The sequence below is a fragment of the Streptomyces sp. NPDC006923 genome (genome assembly GCF_040635655.1).
GTDB lineage: Bacteria > Actinomycetota > Actinomycetes > Streptomycetales > Streptomycetaceae > Streptomyces.
This window is the reverse complement of record NZ_JBEYIF010000015.1, coordinates 44,989-68,931: the sequence shown is the minus strand read 5'-3', so window position 1 is coordinate 68,931 and position 23,943 is coordinate 44,989. Positions and strand designations below refer to the sequence as shown.

Annotated in this window: 20 protein-coding genes and 1 pseudogene; 6 read left to right on the top strand and 15 right to left on the bottom strand. The window is 71.1% G+C overall.

The features are described from left to right. Positions 1-37: 37 nt before the first annotated feature. The 3 genes from ABZ707_RS26040 to ABZ707_RS26030 form a co-directional block, all read right to left on the bottom strand. Entirely contained in the window at positions 38-526 is a 489-nt protein-coding gene (locus ABZ707_RS26040) for a glutathione peroxidase (protein WP_360179434.1), read from the bottom strand. A 78-nt stretch (positions 527-604) separates the two neighbouring features. Further along, a complete protein-coding gene (locus ABZ707_RS26035) occupies positions 605-1,483 on the bottom strand; it encodes an acyl-CoA thioesterase II (protein ID WP_360179432.1) in 879 nt (292 codons plus the stop codon). Positions 1,484-1,522: 39 nt separating this feature from the next. Further along, a complete protein-coding gene (locus ABZ707_RS26030) occupies positions 1,523-4,096 on the bottom strand; it encodes a DUF3516 domain-containing protein (RefSeq protein ID WP_360179430.1) in 2,574 nt (857 codons plus the stop codon). A gap of 60 nt (positions 4,097-4,156) precedes the next feature. Between ABZ707_RS26030 and ABZ707_RS26025 the strand changes: the two genes are divergently transcribed. Beyond that, a complete protein-coding gene (locus ABZ707_RS26025) occupies positions 4,157-4,948 on the top strand; it encodes a metal-dependent hydrolase (protein WP_360179428.1) in 792 nt (263 codons plus the stop codon). 113 nt (positions 4,949-5,061) lie between these two features. Here the strand turns inward: ABZ707_RS26025 and ABZ707_RS26020 are convergent, their stop codons facing one another. The 3 genes and pseudogenes from ABZ707_RS26020 to ABZ707_RS26010 form a co-directional block, all read right to left on the bottom strand. After that, positions 5,062-6,843, bottom strand: coding sequence for an ABC transporter ATP-binding protein (locus ABZ707_RS26020; RefSeq protein WP_360179426.1), 1,782 nt, complete (start codon positions 6,841-6,843; stop codon positions 5,062-5,064). Next, positions 6,840-8,663, bottom strand: coding sequence for an ABC transporter ATP-binding protein (locus ABZ707_RS26015; RefSeq protein WP_360179424.1), 1,824 nt, complete (start codon positions 8,661-8,663; stop codon positions 6,840-6,842). The genes ABZ707_RS26020 and ABZ707_RS26015 overlap by 4 nt, the downstream gene beginning before the upstream one ends. Positions 8,664-9,084: 421 nt before the next feature. Further along, positions 9,085-9,504, bottom strand: a pseudogene (locus ABZ707_RS26010) (MarR family transcriptional regulator); the annotation flags it as partial. A gap of 187 nt (positions 9,505-9,691) precedes the next feature. On the opposite strand from ABZ707_RS26010, the gene ABZ707_RS26005 reads away from it, so the two are divergent. Together ABZ707_RS26005 and mltG are read left to right on the top strand one after the other, a co-directional pair. Next, the gene (locus ABZ707_RS26005; protein WP_360179422.1) at positions 9,692-11,599 is read left to right on the top strand and encodes an ABC transporter ATP-binding protein; all 1,908 of its coding nucleotides are present in this window, start codon (positions 9,692-9,694) and stop codon (positions 11,597-11,599) included. A gap of 189 nt (positions 11,600-11,788) precedes the next feature. After that, on the top strand, positions 11,789-12,640 hold the full coding sequence (gene mltG, locus ABZ707_RS26000) for an endolytic transglycosylase MltG (RefSeq protein ID WP_360179420.1): 852 nt from the start codon (positions 11,789-11,791) through the stop codon (positions 12,638-12,640). A 33-nt stretch (positions 12,641-12,673) separates the two neighbouring features. On the opposite strand, the gene ABZ707_RS25995 is transcribed toward mltG, so the two are convergent. The 7 genes from ABZ707_RS25995 to ABZ707_RS25965 form a co-directional block, all read right to left on the bottom strand. Next, entirely contained in the window at positions 12,674-13,747 is a 1,074-nt protein-coding gene (locus ABZ707_RS25995; protein WP_360179602.1) for an NAD(P)-binding domain-containing protein, read from the bottom strand. A 101-nt stretch (positions 13,748-13,848) separates the two neighbouring features. After that, positions 13,849-15,033, bottom strand: coding sequence for an LLM class flavin-dependent oxidoreductase (locus tag ABZ707_RS25990; RefSeq protein ID WP_360179419.1), 1,185 nt, complete (start codon positions 15,031-15,033; stop codon positions 13,849-13,851). Further along, the gene (locus ABZ707_RS25985; RefSeq protein ID WP_360179418.1) at positions 15,030-16,079 is read right to left on the bottom strand and encodes an ABC transporter substrate-binding protein; all 1,050 of its coding nucleotides are present in this window, start codon (positions 16,077-16,079) and stop codon (positions 15,030-15,032) included. Before ABZ707_RS25985 ends, ABZ707_RS25990 begins: the two co-directional genes overlap by 4 nt. 83 nt (positions 16,080-16,162) lie before the next feature. Next, positions 16,163-16,921 (bottom strand): ABC transporter ATP-binding protein, encoded by a 759-nt coding sequence (locus ABZ707_RS25980; RefSeq protein ID WP_360179416.1) that lies wholly within the window; start codon positions 16,919-16,921, stop codon positions 16,163-16,165. After that, positions 16,894-17,760, bottom strand: coding sequence for an ABC transporter permease (locus ABZ707_RS25975; RefSeq protein ID WP_360179414.1), 867 nt, complete (start codon positions 17,758-17,760; stop codon positions 16,894-16,896). Before ABZ707_RS25975 ends, ABZ707_RS25980 begins: the two co-directional genes overlap by 28 nt. Positions 17,761-17,969: 209 nt before the next feature. Next, positions 17,970-18,053, bottom strand: a complete 84-nt coding sequence (locus ABZ707_RS25970) for a putative leader peptide (RefSeq protein WP_329223698.1) — start codon at positions 18,051-18,053, stop codon at positions 17,970-17,972. A 136-nt stretch (positions 18,054-18,189) separates the two neighbouring features. Continuing rightward, positions 18,190-19,146 (bottom strand): NADP-dependent oxidoreductase, encoded by a 957-nt coding sequence (locus ABZ707_RS25965; RefSeq protein WP_360179412.1) that lies wholly within the window; start codon positions 19,144-19,146, stop codon positions 18,190-18,192. Positions 19,147-19,277: 131 nt separating this feature from the next. On the opposite strand from ABZ707_RS25965, the gene ABZ707_RS25960 reads away from it, so the two are divergent. After that, entirely contained in the window at positions 19,278-20,165 is an 888-nt protein-coding gene (locus ABZ707_RS25960; protein ID WP_360179410.1) for a helix-turn-helix transcriptional regulator, read from the top strand. Positions 20,166-20,680: 515 nt separating this feature from the next. Beyond that, entirely contained in the window at positions 20,681-21,406 is a 726-nt protein-coding gene (locus ABZ707_RS25955) for an alpha/beta hydrolase (protein ID WP_360179408.1), read from the top strand. Positions 21,407-21,530: 124 nt separating this feature from the next. Here the strand turns inward: ABZ707_RS25955 and ABZ707_RS25950 are convergent, their stop codons facing one another. Beyond that, a complete protein-coding gene (locus ABZ707_RS25950) occupies positions 21,531-21,962 on the bottom strand; it encodes a secondary thiamine-phosphate synthase enzyme YjbQ (protein WP_360179406.1) in 432 nt (143 codons plus the stop codon). A gap of 161 nt (positions 21,963-22,123) precedes the next feature. Here ABZ707_RS25950 and ABZ707_RS25945 point away from each other — a divergent pair, with 161 nt between their 5' ends. Next, positions 22,124-22,900 carry a SpcZ gene (locus tag ABZ707_RS25945; RefSeq protein ID WP_360179404.1) on the top strand — a complete coding sequence of 259 codons (777 nt, stop codon included), beginning with the start codon at positions 22,124-22,126 and terminating at the stop codon, positions 22,898-22,900. A 112-nt stretch (positions 22,901-23,012) separates the two neighbouring features. Here the strand turns inward: ABZ707_RS25945 and ABZ707_RS25940 are convergent, their stop codons facing one another. Then, complete coding sequence (locus tag ABZ707_RS25940; protein ID WP_360179402.1) at positions 23,013-23,903, bottom strand: TauD/TfdA family dioxygenase; 891 nt, start codon at positions 23,901-23,903, stop codon at positions 23,013-23,015. Between the last annotated feature and the right edge of the window lie 40 nt (positions 23,904-23,943).

Genomic DNA, 23,943 nt, shown 5'->3' with positions numbered 1-23,943 from the left:
AGGGCGGGCGCGCTCCGGCCGGTCCGGCGGTCTCCGGTCAGCCGGGAAGCTGTGCCTCGATCGCCGCGACGACCCCGGGGTCCTCCGGCTCGGTACGCGGGCGGATCCGGGCGACCACCTCACCCTCCGGGGAGAGCAGGAACTTCTCGAAGTTCCACGCCACGTCCCCGGCCGTGCCCTCGGCGTCGGCGGTCTTGACCAGCTCCGCGTACAGGGGGTGCCGGCTCTCCCCGTTCACCTCCGTCTTCTCCAGCAGCGGGAAACTGACGCCGTAGGTCGCCGAGCAGAATGTCTGGATCTCTTCGGCGCTGCCGGGCTCCTGCCCCGCGAACTGATTGCAGGGCACGCCGAGAACGGTGAAGCCCCGGCCGGCGTACCGCTGCTGGAGCCGCTCCAGACCGGCGTACTGCGGAGTGAGGCCGCACTTGGACGCGACATTGACCAGCAGCACGGCCTTGCCCCGGTACGCGGCCAGGGAGGCGGGCTCACCGGTGAGGGTGCGCAGCGGAATGTCGTACAGGCTCATCAAGGTCTCCTCGGTGACGACGCTCTCGGGCCCATTGTGGACCCGTGGACCCGGCCGGCCGAAAGGTGTCCGGAGGGCCTACGCGCCGTCGCCGTGCCGCCGGAACAGTCCCTCCTGCACCACCGAGACCAGCAGCCGGCCCTCCCGGTCGTAGATCCGGCCGCGCGCCAGACCCCGCCCGCCCGTCGCGATCGGCGACTCCTGGTCGTACAGGAACCACTCGTCCGTACGGAACGGGCGGTGGAACCACATGGCGTGGTCGAGCGACGCCATGTCGAAGCCCCGAGGCCCCCACAGCGGTTCCACCGGGATACGGACCGCGTCCAGCAGCGTCATGTCGCTCGCGTACGTCAGCGCGCAGGTGTGCACCAGCGGGTCGTCGCCCAGCGGGCCCACCGCGCGCATCCACACCGCGCTGCGCGGGTCGGCGTCCTTGATCTCCTCCTGGGTCCAGCGCAGCCGGTCCACGTAGCGGATGTCGAAGGGCTGGCGCCTGGCCATCCGCTCCAGGGACTGCGGCAGCAGACCGAGGTGCTCGCGCACCTCGTCGGCGACCGTGGGCAGCGTCTCGGGGTCGGGGAAGTCGAGCCGGGGCGGGAGCTGGTGCTCCAGGCCCCCTCCCTCAGGACGGTGGAAGGAGGCCGTCAGATTGAAGATCGTGCGGCCCTGCTGGACGGCGCCGACCCGGCGGGTGGTGAACGACCGTCCGTCCCTGACCCGCTCCACCTGATAGACGATCGGGACACCCGGCCGTCCCGGCCGCAGGAAGTACGCGTGCAGCGAATGGACCGGGCGGTCCCCGTCGGTGGTGCGGCCGGCCGCGACCAGGGCCTGGCCCGCCACCTGACCGCCGAAGACCCGTTGCAGGGACTCCTCGGGACTGCGGCCGCGGAAGATGTCGACCTCGATCCGCTCCAGGTCGAGGAGATCGACCAGCCGCTCTGCGGGATTGGTCATGGCGCGGTGTCCTCCTGTCTCAGCGCGTCCCGGCGGATGTCAGAGCTGGCCGACGTCCGTGACCCGGACGACGGCGCGGCCCTCCTCGTCGGAGGCCGCGAGATCGACCTCCGCGCTGATGCCCCAGTCGTGGTCGCCCTTCGGGTCGGCGAAGGTCTGCCGGACCCGCCACAGGCCGTGTTCCGGGTCCTCCTCGATGGCGAGCAGCTTCGGGCCACGGGCATCGGGACCGGTGCCCAGGTCCTCGTACTCGTCCCAGTACGCGTCCATCGCCTCACCCCAGGCGTCCGCGTCCCAGCCCGACTCGGCGTCCATCTCGCCGAGTTCGCCGACCTTGTCCAGGGCGGCCAGCTCGACCCGGCGGAACATCGCGTTGCGGACAAGCACCCGGAAGGCGCGGGCATTGGCCGTGACCGGCCTGACCTGGTCGGCCTTCTCCTGGGCCTGCTCGGCGGTCTCCACCTCGGGGTTGGCGAGCTGCTCCCACTCGTCGAGCAGACTGGAGTCGACCTGACGGACCATCTCACCGAGCCACGCGGTGAGATCCTCCAGATCCTCCGACTTGAGGTCGTCCGGAATGGTGTGTTCCAGCGCCTTGTACGCGCCTGCCAGATAGCGCAGCACAATGCCCTCGGTGCGGGCCAGCTCGTAGAAGGACGTGAACTCGGTGAAGGACAGCGCCCGTTCGTACATGTCACGGATCACCGACTTGGGGGAGACCGGGTGGTCACCGACCCAGGGATGGCTGGTGCGGTACGTGTTGTAGGCGTGCACCAGCAGCTCTTCGAGGGGCTTCGGATATGAGACGTCCTGGAGCCGCTCCATCCGCTCCTCGTACTCGACACCGTCCGCCTTCATCGCCGCGACCGCCTCGCCGCGCGCCTTGTTCTGCTGCGCGGCGAGGATCTGCCGGGGATCGTCCAGCGTGGACTCCACCACGGAGACCATGTCCAGCGCGTACGACGGTGATTCGGGGTCCAGCAGCTCGAAGGAGGCCAGGGCGAAGGTGGACAGCGGCTGGTTGAGCGCGAAGTCCTGCTGGAGATCGACGGTGAGCCGGACGATACGGCCCTCCGCGTCCGGGGTCTCCAGGCGCTCCACCACTCCGCCGTCCAGCAGCGAGCGGTAGATTGCGATGGCCCGCCGGATGTGCCGTAGCTGCTGCTTGCGCGGCTCGTGATTGTCCTCCAGCAGATGGCGCATCGCCTCGAAGGCGTTGCCCGGCCGCGCGATCACCGACAGCAGCATGGTGTGGGTGACCCGGAAGCGGGACGTCAGCGGCTCGGGATCGGAGGCGATGAGCTTCTCGAAGGTGGTGTCCGACCAGGCGACAAACCCTTCGGGGGCCTTCTTGCGCACCACCTTGCGGCGCTTCTTGGGGTCGTCGCCGGCCTTCGCGAGCGCCTTCTCGTTCTCCACGACATGCTCCGGCGCCTGCGCGACGACCAGGCCGGCCGTGTCGAATCCCGCACGTCCCGCGCGGCCCGCGATCTGGTGGAACTCCCGCGCGCGCAGGGTGCGCACCCGGTTGCCGTCGTACTTGGTGAGCGCGGTGAACAGCACGGTGCGGATGGGTACGTTGACACCGACGCCGAGGGTGTCCGTGCCGCAGATGACCTTCAGCAGACCGGCCTGGGCGAGCTTCTCCACCAGCCGGCGGTACTTGGGCAGCATGCCCGCGTGATGCACCCCGATACCGTGCCGTACATAACGGGACAGATTGCGGCCGAACTTGGTGGTGAAACGGAAGTTGCCGATCAGATCGGCGATCCGGTCCTTCTCCTCGCGCGTGCACATGTTGATGCTCATCAGGGACTGCGCCCGTTCGACGGCCGCGGCCTGGGTGAAGTGCACGATGTAGACCGGCGCCTGCCTGGTCTCCAGCAGTTCGGTCAGTGTCTCGGTGATCGGGGTGAGACGGTACTCGTACGACAGCGGGACGGGGCGCGTCGCGGACCGTACGACGGACGTCGGCCGGCCCGTGCGGCGGGTGAGGTCCTCCTCGAAGCGGGAGACATCACCGAGCGTCGCCGACATCAGCACGAACTGGGCCTGCGGCAGCTCCAGGATCGGGATCTGCCAGGCCCAGCCCCGGTCCGGCTCCGCGTAGAAATGGAACTCGTCCATCACGACCTGGCCGATATCGGCGTACTTGCCGTCACGCAGCGCGATGGACGCCAGCACCTCCGCGGTACAGCAGATGACCGGTGCGTCGGCGTTGACGGAGGCGTCGCCGGTCAGCATGCCGACGTTCTCCGTGCCGAACAGCTTGCACAGGTCGAAGAACTTCTCCGAGACCAGCGCCTTGATCGGCGCGGTGTAGAAGGTGACCTTGTCCTGCGCCAGCGCCGTGAAGTGCGCACCCGCCGCGACCAGGCTCTTTCCCGAGCCGGTGGGGGTGGACAGGATCACATTGGCCCCGGAGACCACCTCGATCAGCGCCTCCTCCTGAGCCGGATAGAGCGTGATGCCCTGGCCCTCGGTCCAGGAGGAGAAGGCCTCGAAGAGGGCATCGGGGTCGGCGTCCGGCGGCAGCTGATCGATAAGGGTCACGCCCCCATCTTGCCTGTCTTCCGCACGGATCCGGGAACCGGACGACCGACCGAAGATCACGAACGGTACGCTGCCTCGTCAACTGAGCTTCACCACAACTGCAATGGGGCGGGTACGACCATGATGGGACCGGCACACTCTCTGTCTGGGGCAGCGGCCTGGCTGGGGGTGGGCGCCGCGGCGGCTGCCGCCGGCCACGCCATGCCCTGGCCGGTCCTGGTCGTCGGGGCCCTGATCTGTGCGGGTGCCGCCCTCGCTCCCGACCTCGATCACAAGGCGGCGACGATCTCCCGGGCGTTCGGCCCGGTCTCGAAGCGCATGTGCGAGATCGTCGACAAGCTGTCGTACGCCGTCTACAAGGCGACCAAGAAGCCGGGCGACCCACGCCGCAGCGGCGGCCACCGCACACTGACCCACACCTGGCTCTGGGCGGTCGCGGTCGGCGGCGGCGCGTCGCTGCTGGCGATCACCGGCGGGCGCTGGGCGGTGCTCGGCATCCTCTTCGTGCATCTTGTGCTCGCCGTGGAGGGCCTGCTGTGGCGGGCCGCGCGGGTCTCCAGCGATGTGCTCGTCTGGCTGCTCGGAGCGACCAGCGCCTGGAATCTGGCCGGCGTGCTGGACCAGCCGGGCAACGGCTCGAACTGGCTGTTCACCGGCCCCGGCCAGGAGTACCTCTGGCTGGGCCTGCCGATAGTCCTGGGCGCTCTGGTCCATGACATCGGCGACGCGCTGACCGTCTCCGGCTGCCCGATCCTGTGGCCCATACCGCTGGGCCGCAAGCGCTGGTACCCGCTCGGCCCGCCGAAGTTCATGCGCTTCAGGGCCGGTGCCTGGGTGGAGCTGAAGGTACTGATGCCGGCGTTCATGCTGCTCGGCGGAGTGGGCGGGGCGGCCGCTCTCGGCTTCATCTGAGCGCCGCGCCCGGCGCGCCAGGGACTCGGGCCGGTGGCGGTTTCCGCGTCACCGGCCGGCTGAACCCGGACGAGGCCCCCGTACCCGTCCGGGCTCCGTCGCACCCGCCGGGCTCAGCCGTGCCAGGACCGCCACAGCGCGGCATACGCGCCGTCCGCCGCCACCAGTTCGTCATGGCTGCCCAGCTCGCTGATCCTGCCGTCCTCGACCACCGCGATCACATCCGCGTCATGCGCGGTGTGCAGCCGGTGCGCGATCGCCACCACCGTACGGCCGTCCAGCACCCGGGCCAGCGAGCGCTCCAGATGCCGGGCCGCGCGCGGGTCCAGCAACGAGGTCGCCTCGTCCAGCACCAGGGTGTGCGGATCCGCGAGAACCAGCCGGGCCAGGGCGATCTGCTGGGCCTGGGCCGGGGTCAGCGCCGCACCACCGGAGCCGACCCCGGTGTCCAGCCCCTTGGCCAGGGCCCGCGCCCAGCCGTCCGCGTCGACGGCGCCGAGCGCGGCCCACAGCTCGGCGTCCGCCGCGCCCGCGCGGGCCAGCCGCAGATTGTCGCGCAGCGAACCCACGAACACATGGTGCTCCTGATTGACCAGGGCGACATGCTCCCGCACCCGCTCCGCAGGCATCCGGGACAACTCCGCGCCGCCGAGAGTGACATGGCCCTGTCGCGGCCCGTAGATGCCCGCGAGCAGCCGGCCCAGCGTCGACTTTCCGGCACCGGAGGGGCCCACCAGCGCGAGCCGGGTACCGGGGCTCACGTCCAGCGTCACCCGGTGCAGCACGTCGACGCCCTCGCGGTAGCCGAAACGCACCTGGTCCGCGCTGACGTCCCGGCCGTCGGGGACGACCGACTCGTCGCCCGCGGCGGGCTCGATGTCCCGCACCCCGACCAGCCGCGCGATGGACACCTGGGCCACCTGGAGCTCGTCGTACCAGCGCAGGATGAGACCGACCGGTTCCACCAGCATCTGGGCGAACAGCGCGCCCGTGGTGAGCTGCCCGACGGTGATCCAGCCCTGGAGGGCGAAGGAGCCGCCCAGCACCAGGACGGCCAGGAAGATCGTCGTATGGGTGAGGTTGACGGTCGGGAACAACACCGAACGGAGCCAGAGTGTGTACCGCTCCCAGGCCGTCCATTCCTTGACACGCTGCTCCGACAGCGCGACCCGGCGCTCGCCCAGACGGTGCGCCTCCACGGTCCGTCCGGCGTCGACGGTCTCGGCGAGCATGGCCGCGACCGCCGCGTATCCGGCGGCCTCCGAGCGGTACGCGGACGCCGCCCGCTTGAAGTACCAGCGGCATCCGATCACCAGCACCGGCAGTGCCAGCAGTACCGCGAGCGCCAGCGGCGGCGCGGTGACGGTCAGCGCGCCGAGCAGCAGCAGCACCCAGACGAGACCGATCGCGAGCTGCGGCACCGCCTCGCGCATGGCGTTCGCCAGCCGGTCGATGTCGGTGGTGATGCGGGACAGCAGATCGCCGGTGCCGGCCCGCTCCAGCACGCCGGGCGGCAGCCCGACGGCCCTGACGAGGAAGTCCTCGCGCAGATCCGCGAGCATCTCCTCGCCGAGCATCGCGCCCCGCAGCCGCACCAGCCGCGTGAACACCGTCTGGATCACCAGCGCGACCGCGAACACCGCGGCGGTGCGTTCCAGACGCAGCTCGCGCGCCCCGTCCGAGAGATCCTCGACGATGCCGCCGAGCAGGTACGGGCCGGTCATCGAGGCGACGACCGACACGGCGTTGACGGTGACGAGCAGGACGAACGCCTTGCGGTGCCGCCGCAGCAGCCCGGCCACATAGGCCCGCACGGTCGCGGGGCTGCCGACGGGCAGGGTCGTGGCCGACACCGGAGCCGCCGGGTCGTAGGCCGGTGGCGCGACGCCGATCATGCTGATTCCTCGATCTCTTCCCGTGCCCGCACTGCGGCCGGCGCCATCAATTCGTCTTCTCTCAGGGCCTGTTCCGGCTCGGTCTCACGTGTCACGACCGCCCGGTAGCCGGCGTCCCCGCGCAGCAGCTCACGGTGCGAACCGACCGCGGAGACCTGGCCCTCGTGCACGAACACCACGCGGTCGGCGCGGTCCAGCAGCAGTGGCGAGGAGGCGAACACCACCGTCGTACGGCCGCTCCGCAACTCCTTGACGCTCTCCGCGATCCGGGCCTCGGTGTGCGAGTCGACGGCGGACGTCGGCTCGTCGAGGACCAGCACCTCCGGGTCGGTGACCAGGGAACGCGCCAGCGCCAGCCGCTGCCGCTGGCCGCCGGACAGCGAGCGGCCGCGCTCCGTGATCCGGGACCGCATCGGGTCGCCGCTGCCGTCCACCGACGCCTGGACGAGCGCGTCGAGGACATCCCCGCACTGGGCTGCGGCCAGCGCCTTCGACGCGTCGACAGCGCCGGAGGCCGGCACATCCAGCAGCTCGGCCAGGGTGCCCGACAGCAGTACCGGGTCCTTGTCCTGGACGAGCACGCTCGCCCGGGCCGCGTCCAGCGGCAGATCGTCCAGCGCGACCCCGCCGAGCAGCACGGACGGGGATTTCTCCTCCTCGGCCGCATGACCGCCCAGACGCTCGGCGAGGCGCCCCGCCGCGTCCGGATCGCCGCACACCACGGCGGTCAGCAGCCCGGACGGGGCGAGCAGGCCGGTGGCGGGGTCGTACAGGTCGCCGGTCGGTCGGGCGTCGTCGAGCCCGCCGCGCTCGCTCTCGTACGAGGTCCGCTGGAGCGACAGCACCCGGGCCGCGCGCTTGGCCGAGGGCCGAGAGAAGGAGTACGCCATGGCGATCTCCTCGAAGTGCCGCAGGGGGAAGAGCATCAGGGTCACCGCGCTGTACACGGTCACCAGGCCGCCGACCTCGATACGTCCGTCCAGGGCGAGAGCGGCCCCGTACCAGACGACCGCGATCAGCAGGACGCCCGGCAGCAGGACCTGGACCGCGGAGATCAGTGACCACATCCGGGCGCTGCGGACGGCGGCCTCCCGCACGTCCTGCGAGGCGGCGCGGTAGCGGTCGAGGAACAGCTCCTCGCCACCGATGCCACGCAGCACCCGCAGCCCGGCGACGGTGTCCGAGGCCAGTTCGGTGGCCTTGCCGGCCTTCTCGCGCTGGATGTCGGCCCGCTGGGTGGCGCGCGGGAGCAGCGGCAGTACGGCAAGCGCGAGCACCGGCACACCGAGAGCGACCAGCCAGCCCAGCTCGGGCAGATAGACGACCAGGCCGACGCAGATCATCACGATGGCGATGGCGGCGGCGAGGAAACGCGAGAGCGCCTCCACGAACCAGCCGATCTTCTCGACATCGCCGGTGGAGACGGCGACCACCTCGCCGGCGGCCACCCGCTGGGTCAGCGCCGAGCCCAGCTCCGCGGTCTTACGGGCCAGCAGTTGCTGGACACGTGCGGCGGCCGTGATCCAGTTGGTGACGGCCGAGCGGTGCAGCATGGTGTCGCCGACGGAGATGGCGGCGCCGAACAGCGCGATAAGGCCGCCGGAGAGCGCGAGCCGGCCGCCGGAGCGGTCGATGACCGCCTGGACGGCGAGCCCGGCGCCCACCGAGAGGCCCGCGATACCGGTGAAGTGCAGCAGGCCCCAGGCGAGTGCCTTGAGCTGGCCGCCGAGTTGGTTGCGTCCGAGCCACAGCAGGAACCGTGGGCCCGACCGAGCATCGGGGATCCCTGGATCGGGATAGGGAAGGTCGCTAATCTGCATGATGTCCCATGACTCGTGGAGTGGCCCAAACCGTGCAAGGTTCACCTTCACGGACCGTCAGGGGCAATCGATTTTCTCCGCGGGCATCCAGATCGAGCCAGCCGGAATGAGCCGGACGGCAGACGTGACGCATCCCGTGCGCGGCGCGTGCGCCCCCGCGTATGGCCCTCCGCGCGTGCTACCTCGCCTCCGGCCCCACGTCGCCGGCCGCGGGGCCGGAGGCGGACGGGCACGGGACCGTCCCGGTGGCTGGTCAGTCGCCGGGAAGGGCCGCGCGCTCCGGCTCCGGCAGGGGCGCGGCGCCTTCCCCGGCAGCGCTCTCGCCGTCGGCGCGCGCCCGGTCGGCCCGGCTCTCCGGCTCCTCCTGGCCTTCTCGCTCGTCCTGCCGCCCGCCGGGGGCGCAGTGGCGTTCATGACCTCTGTCGACCAGAGTCGAAAGGAGACCGCCCAGCACCGCGCGCTGTTCGGTGGTCAAGGGGGCCAGGATGTCCTCGGCGGCTGACCTGCGCGCACCGCGCAGCGCTCGCAGGGTCGCCCGGCCCGTGTCGGTGAGCTCGATCCGCACGACCCGGCGGTTGGTGGGATCGGGGACGCGCCGCACCGCGCCGCTGCCCTCCAGCCCGTCGACCAGGCTGGTCACGGCGCGGGGCACCACTTCGAGCCGCTCCGCCAGGTCGGCCATGCGCGGCGGACGGTCGTAGAAGGCGACGGTGCGCAGCAGTCGCGCCTGCGCCGGGGTGATGCCGATCGGCTCCATCTGCCGCTTCTGGATGCGGTGGAGCCGGCGGGTCAGCCTGAGCAGTTGCTCGGCCAGCAGACCGTCGGCGTCGGGGTTGTCCATGCCGGAATAATATCAGGACAAGGGTCATTGTGAACATAGGTAACAATGAGCTAGGCTCTCTGAGACCTCCTGAGCCGGCCCCTTCCGTACCTCAGCCCGAGGCACCCGTCCGCCGAAGCCCTCGCTTCCGCGGAGCGCGTTGACGGTGCCGAATCCGCCGAATCCGTCGCACCTCTCGAAGGAGCTCATGAAACCCGAACCCTCCACATGGACACCGTCGCCCCGGCCGGACGGCCCGGGGCAGCCGGAGCCGCCCGCCCAGTTGCGGCGCATCTTCGGTCTCTTCCGCCCCTATCGCGGCCGGCTCGCCATTGTCGGACTGCTGGTGGGCGCCTCGTCGCTGGTCTCGGTCGCCTCGCCGTTCATGCTGCGCGAGGTCCTCGACACCGCGATACCGCAGGGCCGTACCGGACTGCTCAGTCTGCTCGCCCTCGGCATGATCCTCACCGCGGTCGTCAACGGTGTCTTCGGCGTGCTGCAGACACTGATCTCGACGACGGTCGGCCAGCGGGTCATGCACGATCTGCGCACCGGCGTGTACAGCCGGCTCCAGCGCATGCCGCTCGCGTTCTTCACCCGTACCAGGACGGGAGAGGTCCAGTCCCGCATAGCCAACGACATCGGCGGCATGCAGGCGACCGTGACCTCCACGGCGACCTCCCTGGTCTCCAACTTCACGGCCGTCATCGCCTCGGTGGTCGCGATGCTCGCGCTGGACTGGCGGCTCACCGCCGTCTCGATGGTCCTGCTTCCGCTGTTCGTCTGGATCAGCCGCAGGGTCGGCCGGGAGCGTAAGAAGATCACCACGGACCGGCAGCGGCAGATGGCCACGATGGCCGCCACCGTCACCGAATCGCTCTCGGTGAGCGGCATCCTTCTCGGCCGCACGATGGGCCGCGCCGACTCCCTCACCAGGTCCTTCTCGGACGAGTCCGAGCGGCTCGTCGACCTGGAGGTCCGCTCCAACATGGCGGGGCGGTGGCGGATGTCGGTGATCGGGATCGTCATGGCCGCCATGCCCGCCGTCATCTACTGGGCCGCGGGCCTTGTGCTGCACGCCAGGGGCAATGCCGTCTCCATCGGTACGCTCGTCGCGTTCGTCTCGCTCCAGCAGGGCCTCTTCCGGCCCGCCGTGAGCCTGCTCTCCACCGGGGTGCAGATGCAGACCTCGCTCGCGCTCTTCCAGCGCATCTTCGAATACCTCGATCTTCCCGTCACGATCACCGAGTCCCCCCGGCCGGTCAAGCTCGGCAAGGTCCGCGGCGAAGTGCGGTTCGAGTCCGTCGACTTCAGCTACGACGACAAGGACGCGCGGACGCTCAAGGGCATCGACCTCACCGTCCCGGCGGGTGGCAGCCTCGCCGTCGTGGGGCCCACGGGCTCCGGCAAGTCGACCCTCAGCTATCTCGTGCCCCGGCTCTACGACGTGACCGGCGGCCGGGTCCTGCTCGACGGCGTCGACGTACGGGAGCTGGAGTTCGACACCCTCGCCCGCGCCGTCGGTGTCGTGTCGCAGGAGACCTATCTCTTCCACGCGTCCGTGGCGGAGAATCTGCGCTTCGCCAAACCGGAGGCCACCGACGAGGAGATCCGGACGGCCGCCCGCGCCGCTCAGATCCACGACCACATAGCCTCACTTCCCGATGGCTACGACACGCTGGTCGGTGAGCGCGGATACCGGTTCTCCGGCGGCGAGAAGCAGCGGCTGGCGATCGCCAGGACCATCCTGCGTGACCCGCCCGTCCTGATCCTCGACGAGGCGACCAGTGCGCTGGACACCCGTACCGAGCATGCCGTGCAGCAGGCCATCGAGGCGCTCTCCCGGGGGCGCACCACGATCACCATCGCGCACCGGCTCTCCACCGTCAGGGACGCGGACCAGATCGTGGTCCTGGACGGTGGGCGGATCGCCGAGCGGGGCACCCATGACGAGCTGCTCCGGCAGGACGGCCGTTATGCCGCACTGGTCCGCAGGGACGGCCGGGCGGCGGGCGCGGACGCTCCGGGGGCTCCCGGCGACGGGGCAGGCGAGGGCGAATCGACGCCCGGCGACGACGTGACACCGGCTCAGGACCTGGCGCCGGCCGCGCCCTGAAACCCCGACAGGCTGGAGGAGGCCGGACGGCCGACCAGGACAACGAGGGCGCCGTATTCGATCGTGCGTGCGAGCGCGTCGAGGGGTGCTCGCTCTCCGTGTCCGGGGTTGCCGTCCGTCCGTATGCCTTCCGTGTCGCCGGGACCTCAGGTGCCGGGATCGGTGATCACCCCGGGTTAGCGTGCGCGCATGATGAACGAGCCTCCGCGAGCCAGGCCCAGGCGCAGACCCCGTCTGACCCGCCGTGGCCGACTCGTCCTGCTGATGAGCACCGCCCTGGTCGCCGGGGCCGCGGTGCTGGTCCCGGTGCTTCTGGTGGACGGCGACCCGCCCACAGTGGAACGGACAGCGCTGGTCGTCCCGGAGGGCCGGCGCGCCATTCAGGTGTACGCCGCCGTCGACAAGGCCCTGGGCGCGCCCCCGGGCGCCACCCAGAAGGCGGCGGTCGGCGCGCGGCTCAAACTGCCGCCTGCCGCCCGGGACAATCCCGAGGGCTATCTGTTCCCGGCGACCTATCCGATCAACTCCTCAACAACCCCGCGCAGCCTGCTGAGCTATATGGTCAACACCGCGAACCAGCGGTTCGGGGCCGAGCGCATCAGAGCAGGCGCCCAGCGCAACGGTGTGACCGTCTATCAGACGGTCACCATCGCCAGCATCGTGCAGGCCGAGGCCGAGACGGCGGCCGACATGGGCAAGGTCGCCAGGGTCGTGCACAACCGGCTCGCGCAGGGGATGCCGCTCCAGATGGACTCGACACTCAATTACGCGCTCAACCGCTCCACCCTGGACACCACCCAGCAGGACACAAAGATCAACAGTCCGTACAACACCTATGTCCGCAAGGGCCTGCCGCCCACGCCGATCGGGAACCCGGGGGAGGAGGCGATGAACGCGGCGATCGCTCCCGCGCAGGGGGACTGGCTGTACTTCGTGACCGTGGCGCCCGGCGACACACGCTTCACGAACAGCTATGAGGAGCATCAGAAGAACGTCGAGGAATTCAACGAGATCCGCAGGAGCTCGCCCGCTCCCGGCTGATCCGCGGACGTGATCCGCGGGCGGCACGCGGTCTCAGGCCGCAGCCGGTTCGCGCTCCAGCAGCCGCGTGATGTCCCGTACCGCCGTCCGTCCGGCCCGGTTGGCGCCGATCGTGGAGGCCGAAGGCCCGTACCCGACGAGATGGACACGTTCGTCCCGCACGGCCCGGGTCTCCTCGACCTTGATGCCGCCGCCGCGCTCACGCAGTCCCAGGGGTGCGAGATGGTCGACGGCCGCGCGGAACCCGGTGGCCCAGAGGATCGCATCGGCCCGCACCGTGCGTCCGTCGGCCCAGACCGCTCCGTCCGGTGTGATCCTGGCGAACATCGGCAGCCGGTCGAGCACCCCTTCCTCGCGGGCCCGTGCGATGGCCTCGTTCACCGGCAGACCGGTCACCGACACCACGCTCTCCGGCGGCAGACCCTGGCGTACCCGCTGGTCGACCAGGGCGACAGCGGCCCGCCCCTGCTCCTCGCCGAAGGGCCCCTCGCGGAAGACGGGCGGCCGGCGTGTCACCCAGGTCGTGTCCGCCGCCACCTTCGCGATCTCCATCAGATGCTGCGTACCGGAGGCCCCGCCGCCCACCACGATCACCCGCAGCCCGGCGAACCGCTCGGGGCCCGGGTAGTCCGCCGTGTGGAGCTGGAGACCCCGGAACGTCTCCTGACCGGGATAGCGCGGCCAGAACGGACGGTCCCAGGTCCCCGTGGCGTTGATCAGCGCCCGCGCCGACCAGATCCCCTCGGACGTCTCCACCAGCAGCCGGCCGCGGGGCCCCTCGCGCACCGCGGAGACATCCACCGGCCGGTGGACGCGCAGCTCGAAGCGCTCCTCGTACGCGGTGAAGTACGCGCCGATCACCTCGGAGGAGGGCCGGCCGTCATCGGCCTCCGCGGTGCTCAGCTCCATCCCGGGCAGCGAGTGCATGCCGTGCACCTTGCCGTAGGTCAGCGAGGGCCAGCGGAACTGCCAGGCGCCGCCGGGCCGCGGGGCGTGGTCCAGTACCACGAAGTCCCGGTCGGGTTCGAGGCCCGCCCGCCGGAGATGGTAGGCGCCGGACAAGCCCGCCTGTCCGGCGCCGACGACCACCACATCGATGTCCCGCACCCCGAGTCCGCTCACGATTCTGCCAACAGCCCGGTGACCGGGGATCTTCCCGCCGGGCGGCCCGGGGCCGGTCCCCCACCCGGCGGGTCGCGGCAGGCCGGTCAGCGGCCTCCGGCGAACAGCAGCGGGGCGCCGCCGGGCGCCGGCCGCCCGTTCGCCGCCGCTGAGGGCGCCTGCGCGAGCAGACCGCGCGCCGCCAGCTCCGGAGTCACGCCCTCACCGAACCAGTACGCCTCCTCAAGATGCGGATAACCGGAGAGCACGAAGTGCTCGATGCCCAGCTCGTGGTACTCCTCGATCCGGTCCGCCACATCGGCGTGGCTGCCCACCAGCGCGGTGCCCGCACCGCCCCGTACCAGCCCCACACCGGCCCACAGATTGGGCGAGATCTCCAGCCGGTCGCGTGAACCGCCGTGCAGCGCGAGCATCCGCTGCTGGCCCACCGACTCGCTCCTGCCCAGCGCCTGCTGGGCGGCGGCGACCGTCTCCGGATCGAGATCGTCCAGCAGCCGCCGCGCCGTGGCCCAGGCGTCCTGCGCCGAGTCCCGCGAGAGGGTGTGCAGCCGGATCCCGAAGCGGACCGTGCGGCCCCGCTCCTCGGCCAGCCCACGGATCCAGTCGATCTTCTCCTTGACCTGGGCGGGCGGCTCGCCCCAGGTCAGATAGACATCCGCGTGCTCCGCGGCCACCGGCCCGGCCGCCGCCGACGAGCCGCCGAAGAAGATCTCCGGCAGCGGGTCCGGCGGCAGCGCCGTCAGGCCGCCCTCCACCTGGTAGTGCTCGCCGTCGAAGTCATAGGGACGCCCGCCCCAGGCCCCCCGGATCACCGAGAGGAACTCCGCGGTCCTGGCATAGCGCCGGTCGTGGTCGAGATGGTCACCGAAGCGCCGCTGTTCGGTCGAGTCACCGCCGGTCACCACATTGAGCAGCAGCCGGCCACGGGTGATGCGCTGATACGTCGCCGCCATCTGCGCCGCCAGCACCGGCGAGATCAGCCCGGGCCGGAAAGCCACCAGGAACTTCAGCCGCTCGGTCTGCTGCGCCAGCGCCACGGCCGTCAGCCAGGCGTCCTCGCACCAGGTGCCGGTCGGGGTGAGCACCGCCTCGAAGCCCAGCCGCTCGGCCGCCTTGGCGATCTGCGCCAGATACTCGATGTCCGGAGCCCGGACCCCGCTCACGGGTGTGATCCCGGAGCGCCCGATGCCCCCGTCGGTGTACGCGTGGCGGTCCACGAGCGTACGCCCGTCGCCCCCGGTCGGCAGGAACCAGTGCAGATGAACGCTCATCGGGAAGAGACCTTTCCATAGCTGCGCGCCGGTGAGGTCGACGGCGGCAGATCCTTGTTGAACCGGTCGTCCACGTACGTGGCGAAGTCGAAGCGGCGGGGGATGAGCTTGAGCTCGGCGAAGGTGTCCGCGATGTCCTGCTCGGAATCGATCGCGGCCTGGTCCAGTGCGACCGGCACCCGGGTGCCGTAGCTCAGCTTCACCGCGTCCAGGGCGACTTCGTACGGCAGGCCGGTGTCCTTCGCCCAGACCTTCGCCCACTCCTCCGGATGCTCGAAGACCCAGTCCTGTGCCCGGCGCAGCCGCTCGACGTAGTCGCCGATCGCGGCGGCCTTCTCCTTGTCCTTGAGCGCGGCCGGCGCGGCCACCTGGAGGTTCAGACCGTTGACGACCCCCCGGCCGTCGGTCAGCACCCGGCCCCTGCCGCCGTGCAGCACCTGCGAGGTGTACGGGTCCCACACCGCCCAGGCGTCCACCTTGCCGCTGGTGAACGCGGCCAGGGCGTCGGCCGGCTGCAACAGGGTGACCTTGATGTCGTCGAGGGTGAGACCGGCCTTCTTGAGGGAGGCGATGAGCTGGTAGTGCGCCGAACTGCCCTGGGCGACCGCGACCGACCTGCCCCTGAGATCGGTGGTCCGCTTCAGCGGTGAGTCCTTCCGCACGAGGATGGCCTCGCCCCGGGAGTCGCCGTGTGTCGCGGCCACCACCGTGATCTTCGAGTCGGCCCCGGCGGCGAAGACCGGCGGGGTGTTGCCGACGGAACCGATGTCGACGGCGCCGGCGTTGACGGCTTCGAGCATGGGCGGCCCGGAGGTGAACGTCGACCACGAGACCTGGTACGGGAGATCGTCCAGCTCGCCCGCCGCGCGCAGCACGGCTTCCGAACCGCCCTTCTGGTCACCGACGTTGAGGGTCAGGGAGCCCTTGCCGTCGGTATTGCCGCCCGAGCCGCCCGAACCGCCCGAGACATCACCGGACGAGGCACCCGAGCAGGCGGCGAGGAGCAGGGCGAGTGGCAGCAGGACGGCGGGCAGAACGCGTTTCATGGGAGGCCGGCTTTCTGACGGGGGCGGGGGACGGGGACTCCGCAGGGGGATGAGTGTGGGACGGGACCTGGGGCCTCTCGTTTCTAGGCGGCGGTGCCGGGCGCGGCCGGTTCGTCCACGCCCAGTTCGGTGAGCAGCCGGGAGCGCAACGCGGCGAAACCGGGATCGCCGACGGAGCGCGGACGGTCCAGCGGGACCTGGGTCTCGTAGGCGATGACGCCGTCCCGCATCACCAGTGCGCGGTCCGCGAGCAGCAGCGCCTCCTCCACGTCATGGGTGACCAGCAGTACCGCGCAGCCGCGCCGTTGCCACAACTCGGCCACCAGCCGCTGGGCCTTGATCCGGGTCAGCGCGTCCAGCGCGCCGAAGGGCTCGTCGAGCAGCAGAAGGTCGGGCTCCCTGACCAGGGCCCTGGCGAGCGAGGCGCGCTGCGCCTCGCCGCCGGAGAGTGTCTTGGGCCAGGCGCCCGACCGGTGGCTGAGGCCGACCTCCGCCAACGCGCTCTCGGCCACGGCCCGTTCCGGGTTACCGTCCAGTCCGAGCAGCACATTGCGCCAGACCCGTTTCCAGGGCATCAGCCGCGGGGCCTGGAAGGCGACCGCGCGCCGTTTCGGTACGAGCACCGTGCCCTCGATGTCGCGGTCGAGGCCGGCGAGCACGCGCAGCAGAGTCGACTTGCCGCAGCCGCTGCGGCCGAGCAGTGCTGTGAACTCGCCCGGCCGCAGGGTCAGATCGAGTCTGTCGATCACCGGACGGCCGTCGAAGGCGCGGCTGAGCCCCTCGACTCGTACCGCCGCACCGGAGGACACCGGACTCACTGGCCCGTGAAGGTCGGTCGCCATTGCAGCAGCAGCCTTTCGAGAGTGCGGACGACGGCGTCGGCGAGGAGGCCGAGAAAGGCGTAGACGACCAGGCAGACGACGATCACATCGGTGCGGAAGAACTCCCTGGCCTGGTTCATCAGGAAGCCGATGCCGGCGTCGGCGTTGATGGACTCGCCGAAGACCAGGGCCAGCCAGGCGGTGGCGAGCGAGTACCGCAGGCCGGTCATCGCGCCGGGCAGGGCGCCGGGCAGCACCACATGCCGGATCAGCCCCCAGCGGCCGAGCCCCAGCGACTGCCCCGCCTCGATGAGCTGCTCGTCGACGCCGCGAATCCCCGCGTACACGTTGAGATACAGGTGGAAGGCGACACCGAGCGCGATGAGCGCGATCTTGGGGGCCTCGCCGATGCCCAGCCAGATGATGAACAGCGGAATCAGACCGACCCAGGGCACGGTGCGCAGCATCTGTACGGTCGCGTCGACAAGGTCCTCGCCGAGCCGGGAGAGCCCGGAGACCAGCGCCAGCGCGATTCCCGTCACTCCGCCGAGCAGCAGGCCCACGGCGACACGCTGGAGCGAGATGGCCATGGCGGACGGCAGGGTCCCGTCCGCGATCAGATCACCCGCGGCCCTGGCGATGGTGCCGGGCGAGGCGAGGATGTCGGGATGCAGTACGCCGGTCGCGCTCAGCACCTGCCAGGCGATGAGGAGGATCAGCGGGCCCACGGTGCGGCGCAGCCAGCGGGGGACGGAGCGGCGCCGGGAGCCCGGCGCCGAGGCGGGGACGACCGGTTCCAGCTCGGGTGGTCGATTCGTTGACCGGGCGGGTATGTCCGGCGGGGCATGGTCGACGGTCATGGCGGCTCCACAGGCAGCGGAGGGGCGGGGGCGGGGAGCGGGAGAGAGGGCAGACCGGAGAGGCAGTGCCGGGGCGCGCCGGAAGAGAGCCGACCGGCCGTCCGCGCACGGCGGTGCCGGGACGGCGGGTGTGGCGCTCGGTCAGCGGGAAGCCGGGGAACCGGCGGGGCGCGGCCCGGAGGAGAGAACGGCGCGGCTGCGGGAAAAGGTCAGCGACCGCGACAACACGCGGCGGAAGCCACCCGCAGCAGGTCGATGTGACCGCGCGTGGTGAGCAGAGCTGAACGCAACATGGCGCCGAACGTAGCGAGCGTTTCCGGATCGGGTCAATGGCGTCTCGGTACGCGGACGCGCTGTCTCGGTGGCGGGACGGGATGGGCGACGCGTTACCGCGCGGGCCAGGACGCGGCCGGTCACGTGGTGTCAACGTCAGGATCCCGCCGTCACCGCGACCACGTGCTTGCCCACGACGCCGCCACGTTCGAAAGCCCGGTGGGCGGCGGCGATGTCCGCGAGCGGGAACACACTGTTGACCACCGGGCGCAGTGCGCCCGAGGTGACATGGCCGGCCAGCTCCCTCAGCACGGCGGTGTCGGGATTGGCGCTGAAGGTGCGGATGCGGCGGGCACCGTACACACTCGACGCCGCGATCGCGGCCAGAGCGGCGGCCGACAGGCCGACGGTGACCATCCGGCCGCCCTTGGTCAGCCGTCCTCGGTAGCAGTGCAGTTCCGACCCGACCGTGTCGACGATGACGTCGAACGGTCCGATCCGGTCCGAGGTGGTGGAGCCGTAGTCGAGGACCTCGTCGGCACCGAGACCGGCGAGGGTCTGGGCGTGCCGGTCGCGGGCCAGCGCGGTCACATGGCAGCCCAGCGCGTGTGCCAGTTGGACGGCGGCCGTGCCGACCCCGCCCGCCGCCCCGCGCACCAGGACGCGTTCCCCGCTGGTGAGGTGCACGCTGTCGCGCAGCGCGATCAGCGCCGTCGCGCCCGCGACCACCAGGGAGGCCGCGTCAACCGGGGAGAGGCTCGCCGGAGCGGGCGCGAGGCGGTCCACGGGGACCACCACGTACTCGGCCGCCCCACCGGTGAGGTGCCGCTGCCGGGGATGCACCGTGCCCCACACCCGCTCTCCGGCCGTGAATCCCTCCGCACCGGCACCGGTCTCGACGACGGTGCCCGCGAAGTCCAGCCCCACCCCGATCGGGAACCGGCGTCCCGACACGAACTTCAACTCCCCGGCACGGACGATCACATCGTGCCCGTTCACACTGGACGCCCCGACCGACACCAGGACCTCACCCGGACCGGGGACGGGGCGGTCGACCTCAAGGACCCGCAGGACGTCCGATGCGCCGTAACTCGTGATCTGAGCGGCCTTCATGTCGCTGTTCCTTCCGTGGACGGCTGTTGTGGAAGCGATCCTGGACCCTGCTCGCGACATCACGGTCGTTCGCTCTTTCCTGGGTCTGCCGGACCCACCCTCACCAGCCGCGCCGGGTGCATACTGCTGCCGTGACCGACACCCCCCTCACCGTGACCGACGACCCCCGACGCGAACTCGCCGAGTTTCTGCGGACCCGCCGAACCCGGCTGCGGCCGGAGGACGTCGGTCTGGAACCCGGCCCGAGGCGGCGCGTCGCCGGGCTGCGGCGGGAGGAACTCGCCCTGCTCGCCGGGGTGAGCTCGGACTACTACCAGCGCATGGAGCAGGGACGTGACGTACGGCCCTCCGAGCAGGTGCTGGACGCCCTCGCGCGCGCTCTCAACTTCTCCACCGAGGAGACCCGGCACCTGCACAGCCTCGCCGCTGCCGCGCGCACCCCGGCCCGCCGCCCGCGCCACCATGTGACGGAGGAGGTGCCGCCCACCACACAGCGGCTGCTCCGTACGATGACCTCGCCCGCCCTGGTCGTCGGCCGCTTCCTGGACGTGCTGGCCTGGAACCCGCTGGCCGGCGTCCTGCTGGGCGAGTTCACCCAGCGGCCGCCGACTGAGCGGAACCTGCTGTCACTGCTGCTGCACCCGGAGGCCGACCGGGCGTGTCCGGACCGGGCGGCCACCGTCGCCGAGCTGACCGCGATGCTGCGCGCACAGGTCGCGGCGGATCCGGGGCACCCGCGAGCCGTGCGACTGGTCGGTGAACTCTCGGTCCGCAGCGACGAGTTCGCCGTGACATGGGCCCGCCACGACGTGGCGGAGACAACATGCGGCCGGATGCGTGTCAACCACCCGCTGGTCGGAGAGCTGGCCCTGGACTGGGACGCCTACCCGATGCCGGGCGCCCCCGGTCCGGTGCTCATCGTCTACACCGCCGAGGAGGGCGGGCCCGATGACGAGCGCCTGCGACTGCTCGCCGGCCTGCTCGGCGCACCGGGCCCGTCGTCGGCTTCCGCCCGGTGACGGTGAGAGACCGGCGCCGGGCCGCGTCCGTTCGGGTCACCGGGTCGGACAGCCCTCAGGCAGGAAGGAAGGGCTGGTCGTAGGGGGCGGCGTCGGCGCCGTAGCGCTCATGACACGGCTCGGTGGCGTCCCCGGTGTTGTCCCGCCGTGACGGCCCCGCCAGGAATGTGCGCGGACGGGCAAAGCCCAGTACGCCGGCGGAACAATCGGGTGGCTAACGTAAATCCGGGGAATGCGGAATTCTCCAGTCTTCCGATGCATTCTCCTCTCCGAATTCGCCAACGAACAGTAATCGCAGCGCGTCCTTCACAATGTCCGGCCGGCGCGTCACCCCGAACAGCCCAGGCGGAGGCTGTCCTTCGTGGAACCGCCGGGATCAGTCGCCCCGTGCGAGAAGCGCCGTTCGTTCGGAGGGCGGGACTGCGGGGACGGCGCGCGACGCGCGCTGACTTTCCCCTTCCCGCGTCCCGTTCGGCAGCCCGCCGAACGGACTTTCCATGAAAAGGAACCACCCCATGTCCGATGCCTCCCGGCCCACTGTCGTCCTTGTCCACGGCGCGTTCGCCGACGCGTCCAGTTTCGCGAACGTCGTCCCCGCGCTGCTCGCGGAGGGCTACGGCGTGGTGGCGCCCGCCGTTCCCAACAGGAGTCTGATCGGCGACGCCGAGTACGTCGCCTCCGTGATCCGCCGCATACCCGGTCCTGTCGTCCTGGTGGGGCACTCGTACGGCGGCGCCGTCATCACCGTCGCCGGCGCGGAGGAGAACGTCAAGGCCCTCGTCTACCTGGCCGGTTACGCCCTGGAAGAGGGGGAGAGCCTCGGCGAACTCCAGGGCCGTTTCCCGGACTCGGACCTCGCCGCGGCGCTGGAGTACGCGCCCTTCCCCGTGCCGGGCTCCAGCGAGCCGGGCACGGACGTGTCGGTACGTCCGGACGCGTTCCCGTCCGTCTTCGCCGCCGACGTCGACCCGGCCCTGGCGGCGGTCCTCGCCGTCACGCAGCGCCCGCTGGCCGCTCTCGCCTTCGCCGAGAAGGCACCGGTCGCGGCATGGAAGACCAAGCCGTCCTGGGGCCTGGTGGCCTCCTCCGACCACACGATCAACCCCGATGTCGAGCGCTTCGGTTACCAGCGAGGACAGATGACCACGGTCGAGGTCGACTCGTCGCACCTGGTGATGTTGGCCCACCCCGAGGCTGTGGTGGATCTGATCCGCCAGGCCGTGAAGGGCGTGGGGGCCTGACACCGGTCACCACGTCGCACGAGCCCCGGGCGTGGCGGGTTTCCGCCTGCCACGCGCGGGGCTCGTCCCACGTTCCAGATGTGCGAGGGCTGTACCGCGGCCGTCGTCGCGAGCCCGGCGGGGATTACGGGGCAGACGTCAAGAAGCTCAGGCGGACCTGACGGTCAGGGTTGTCGGTGTTGGTGTCGACCAGGCAGACCGACTGCCAGGTGCCCAGCTCCAGCCGGCCGCCGAGCACCGGCAGGGTGGCGTGCGGCGGTACGAGGGCCGGCAGGACATGGTCCCGGCCATGGCCGCGCGAGCCGTGCCTGTGCTGCCAGCGGTCGTCACCGGGGAGAAGTGACTGAAGGGCCGTCAGAAGGTCGTCGTCACTGCCCGCACCCGTCTCGATCAGGGCCAGTCCCGCCGTGGCGTGCGGGGTGAAGACATTGAGGAGGCCGTCGCGGCCCCGGGCCACTTCCCGCAGGAACGACGAACATGCCTCGGTCAGATCATGAACGGTCTCGGCGGAACCCGTGCTCACATGGATGGTTCGCGTACTGAAGGTGTCACTCATGGACCCATCTTCGCGCCAGGGCCCTTTCCCGCCCGTGTGGCCCGGTCGTCCCCCGCGCACATGTCGCGGGTACGAGAGGACCGGCGGGCGGGCGTGCGGGGCGCCGCGGCGGGGCAGATTGTGCCCGCAGGAGCACAAGAAGCCCTGACAGGAGAGCGCACATGAGCCGTCCCCCGGCCGCCGTCGAGCCGTTCCCGCACTTCCTCGCCCGGCTCGAAGCCGTCCCCGAGCCCCCCGGCGACAAGGGTCCCGCGGAAACACCGCCCTGGCCGGCTCAGGTGGTCGCCGCGCTGTTCGAGGGGCAGGATCCCGCCGTGTCGAAGGACTGGGCGCGACGCGTCCACAGCGAGCTCGTACGACTCGGCGGCCAGGTGCCCTTCACCGTGGTGCACGACTGGCACGCCCGTGTGGTCGTACCGATGCTGGCGGAGGCGAGCGCCCGGGACGGCGGGGACACGGCCCCCCAGCGGGCCCTGCTGCATCTGCACACCAGGGCGCTGGCGGGTGAGCGGATCGGGGAAGCGGAGTGGAGCGCGGCGCTCGGCCCGGTGGTACGGGAGGCCCATCGCCGTGCCTACGCCTACGAGGACGCCTTCGCCACGGCGTACGCCGGTGCCCATGGCTATGCGAGGGCCAACGGTTTCGAGGAGAGCGCGGCGGCCGAGTACGCCGGCACCTACGCCACGATGAACACCGGCGCCAACGCCGAGTCCTACGCCGACGCCAATGCCCTGGCCAACACGCCGGTCCTGGCGCTCGCCTACGCGACGGGAGACGCCCGCGCCTACGCCGAGGCGTACCCCTTCGCTCAGGCGCGGGTGTGTGCCCACGCCCATGCCGGCCGACGGCAGGCCGAGGGCCGGCCCGAGCGGCTCCGGGCGGCCCATGGGCGGCTCGCGGACGGGCTGGCCGAGGCCCTGGCCCGCGCCGCGGCCTGAGCCACCCCGCCCGCTCCCGGCGCCGGTGTCATGGTGTGCTGTGAAACTGGCGCAGTCCGCCCGGAGGGCCTCGGGAGCCAGGTGGCACTTGCACACCACACCACGCATCCCCTTATGGCGCCGCGGTGCCTCCGGGCTGCGGCCGCAGGCCGTTGATGGCGACCCGCTGGCCGTAGCGCGAGTGCGGGTAGTAGTCCCAGGTCGCGTGGTGCTGGACACAGCGGTTGTCCCAGAACACCAGTGTGTTGGGCGCCCAGCGGACCCGGCAGTGGAGCATGGGCACCCGGGCGATATGGGCGAACAGCATGTCGAGCACGGCCCTGCTCTCGTCACGCGCGAGCTGCACGATGTGCGAGGTGTAGGCGCCGTTGACGAACAGCAGCTTGCGGCCGGTCTCGGGGTGGCGCGCCACCACGGGGTGTTCGGTCTTGGGGACGACATACTCGGGCGGCGGGGTCTGGCCCTGCCAGGCGAGCAGGCCGTCGTGGACCGCGGTCAGGCCGTCGAGGAAGGTCTTCATGGCCGGCGACAGCAGCTCGTAGGCGAGATGCATATTGGCGAACAGGGTGTCGCCGCCGCTGCCGATCTCCGGCGTACGGGTGATGTAGAGCATCGAGCCGAGTGAGGGTTCGGCGTCGGCCGTGCCGTCGGCGTGCCAGCCCGCTCCGGCCACCGCGCGCGATTCCCGGGTGGCGCTGATTTCGAGGATGAACTCGTCGGAGCCGTCGGGGGAGAGCGCGACGGGATGCAGTTCACCGAAGTGTGAGGCGAGGCGCTTGTGGTCCTCGCCCGACAGCGTCTGGTCGCGGAACACCAGTACATGATGGGCCAGAAAGGCCCGTTTCACCTCGTCCACCTGATCGTCCGTCAGTTCCTTGGCCAGGTCGAGGCCGGACACCTCGGCGCCGAGCAGCGGTGTCAGCGGATCGACCGCGATGGTGTCGTACACCTCCGGCTGCCTCGTGGTGACGCGTTCGACCGCGTCCAGTGCGTACTGTTCCATTGCGTCCTCCTGCGGTTGGGTGACCTCGGTCGTACGCGGC

Excerpts from the sequence above, each read along its gene's own strand:
- ABZ707_RS26040 (WP_360179434.1), bottom strand. The coding sequence starts at position 526 with ATGAGCCTGTACGACATTCCGCTGCGCACCCTCACCGGTGAGCCCGCC.
- ABZ707_RS26035 (WP_360179432.1), bottom strand. The coding sequence starts at position 1,483 with ATGACCAATCCCGCAGAGCGGCTGGTCGATCTCCTCGACCTGGAGCGG.
- ABZ707_RS26025 (WP_360179428.1), top strand. The coding sequence starts at position 4,157 with ATGATGGGACCGGCACACTCTCTGTCTGGGGCAGCGGCCTGGCTGGGG.
- ABZ707_RS26020 (WP_360179426.1), bottom strand. The coding sequence starts at position 6,843 with ATGATCGGCGTCGCGCCACCGGCCTACGACCCGGCGGCTCCGGTGTCG.
- ABZ707_RS26015 (WP_360179424.1), bottom strand. The coding sequence starts at position 8,663 with ATGCAGATTAGCGACCTTCCCTATCCCGATCCAGGGATCCCCGATGCT.
- ABZ707_RS26005 (WP_360179422.1), top strand. The coding sequence starts at position 9,692 with ATGAAACCCGAACCCTCCACATGGACACCGTCGCCCCGGCCGGACGGC.
- mltG (WP_360179420.1), top strand. The coding sequence starts at position 11,789 with ATGATGAACGAGCCTCCGCGAGCCAGGCCCAGGCGCAGACCCCGTCTG.
- ABZ707_RS25990 (WP_360179419.1), bottom strand. The coding sequence starts at position 15,033 with ATGAGCGTTCATCTGCACTGGTTCCTGCCGACCGGGGGCGACGGGCGT.
- ABZ707_RS25985 (WP_360179418.1), bottom strand. The coding sequence starts at position 16,079 with ATGAAACGCGTTCTGCCCGCCGTCCTGCTGCCACTCGCCCTGCTCCTC.
- ABZ707_RS25980 (WP_360179416.1), bottom strand. The coding sequence starts at position 16,921 with ATGGCGACCGACCTTCACGGGCCAGTGAGTCCGGTGTCCTCCGGTGCG.
- ABZ707_RS25975 (WP_360179414.1), bottom strand. The coding sequence starts at position 17,760 with ATGACCGTCGACCATGCCCCGCCGGACATACCCGCCCGGTCAACGAAT.
- ABZ707_RS25970 (WP_329223698.1), bottom strand. The coding sequence starts at position 18,053 with ATGTTGCGTTCAGCTCTGCTCACCACGCGCGGTCACATCGACCTGCTG.
- ABZ707_RS25965 (WP_360179412.1), bottom strand. The coding sequence starts at position 19,146 with ATGAAGGCCGCTCAGATCACGAGTTACGGCGCATCGGACGTCCTGCGG.
- ABZ707_RS25955 (WP_360179408.1), top strand. The coding sequence starts at position 20,681 with ATGTCCGATGCCTCCCGGCCCACTGTCGTCCTTGTCCACGGCGCGTTC.
- ABZ707_RS25950 (WP_360179406.1), bottom strand. The coding sequence starts at position 21,962 with ATGAGTGACACCTTCAGTACGCGAACCATCCATGTGAGCACGGGTTCC.
- ABZ707_RS25945 (WP_360179404.1), top strand. The coding sequence starts at position 22,124 with ATGAGCCGTCCCCCGGCCGCCGTCGAGCCGTTCCCGCACTTCCTCGCC.
- ABZ707_RS25940 (WP_360179402.1), bottom strand. The coding sequence starts at position 23,903 with ATGGAACAGTACGCACTGGACGCGGTCGAACGCGTCACCACGAGGCAG.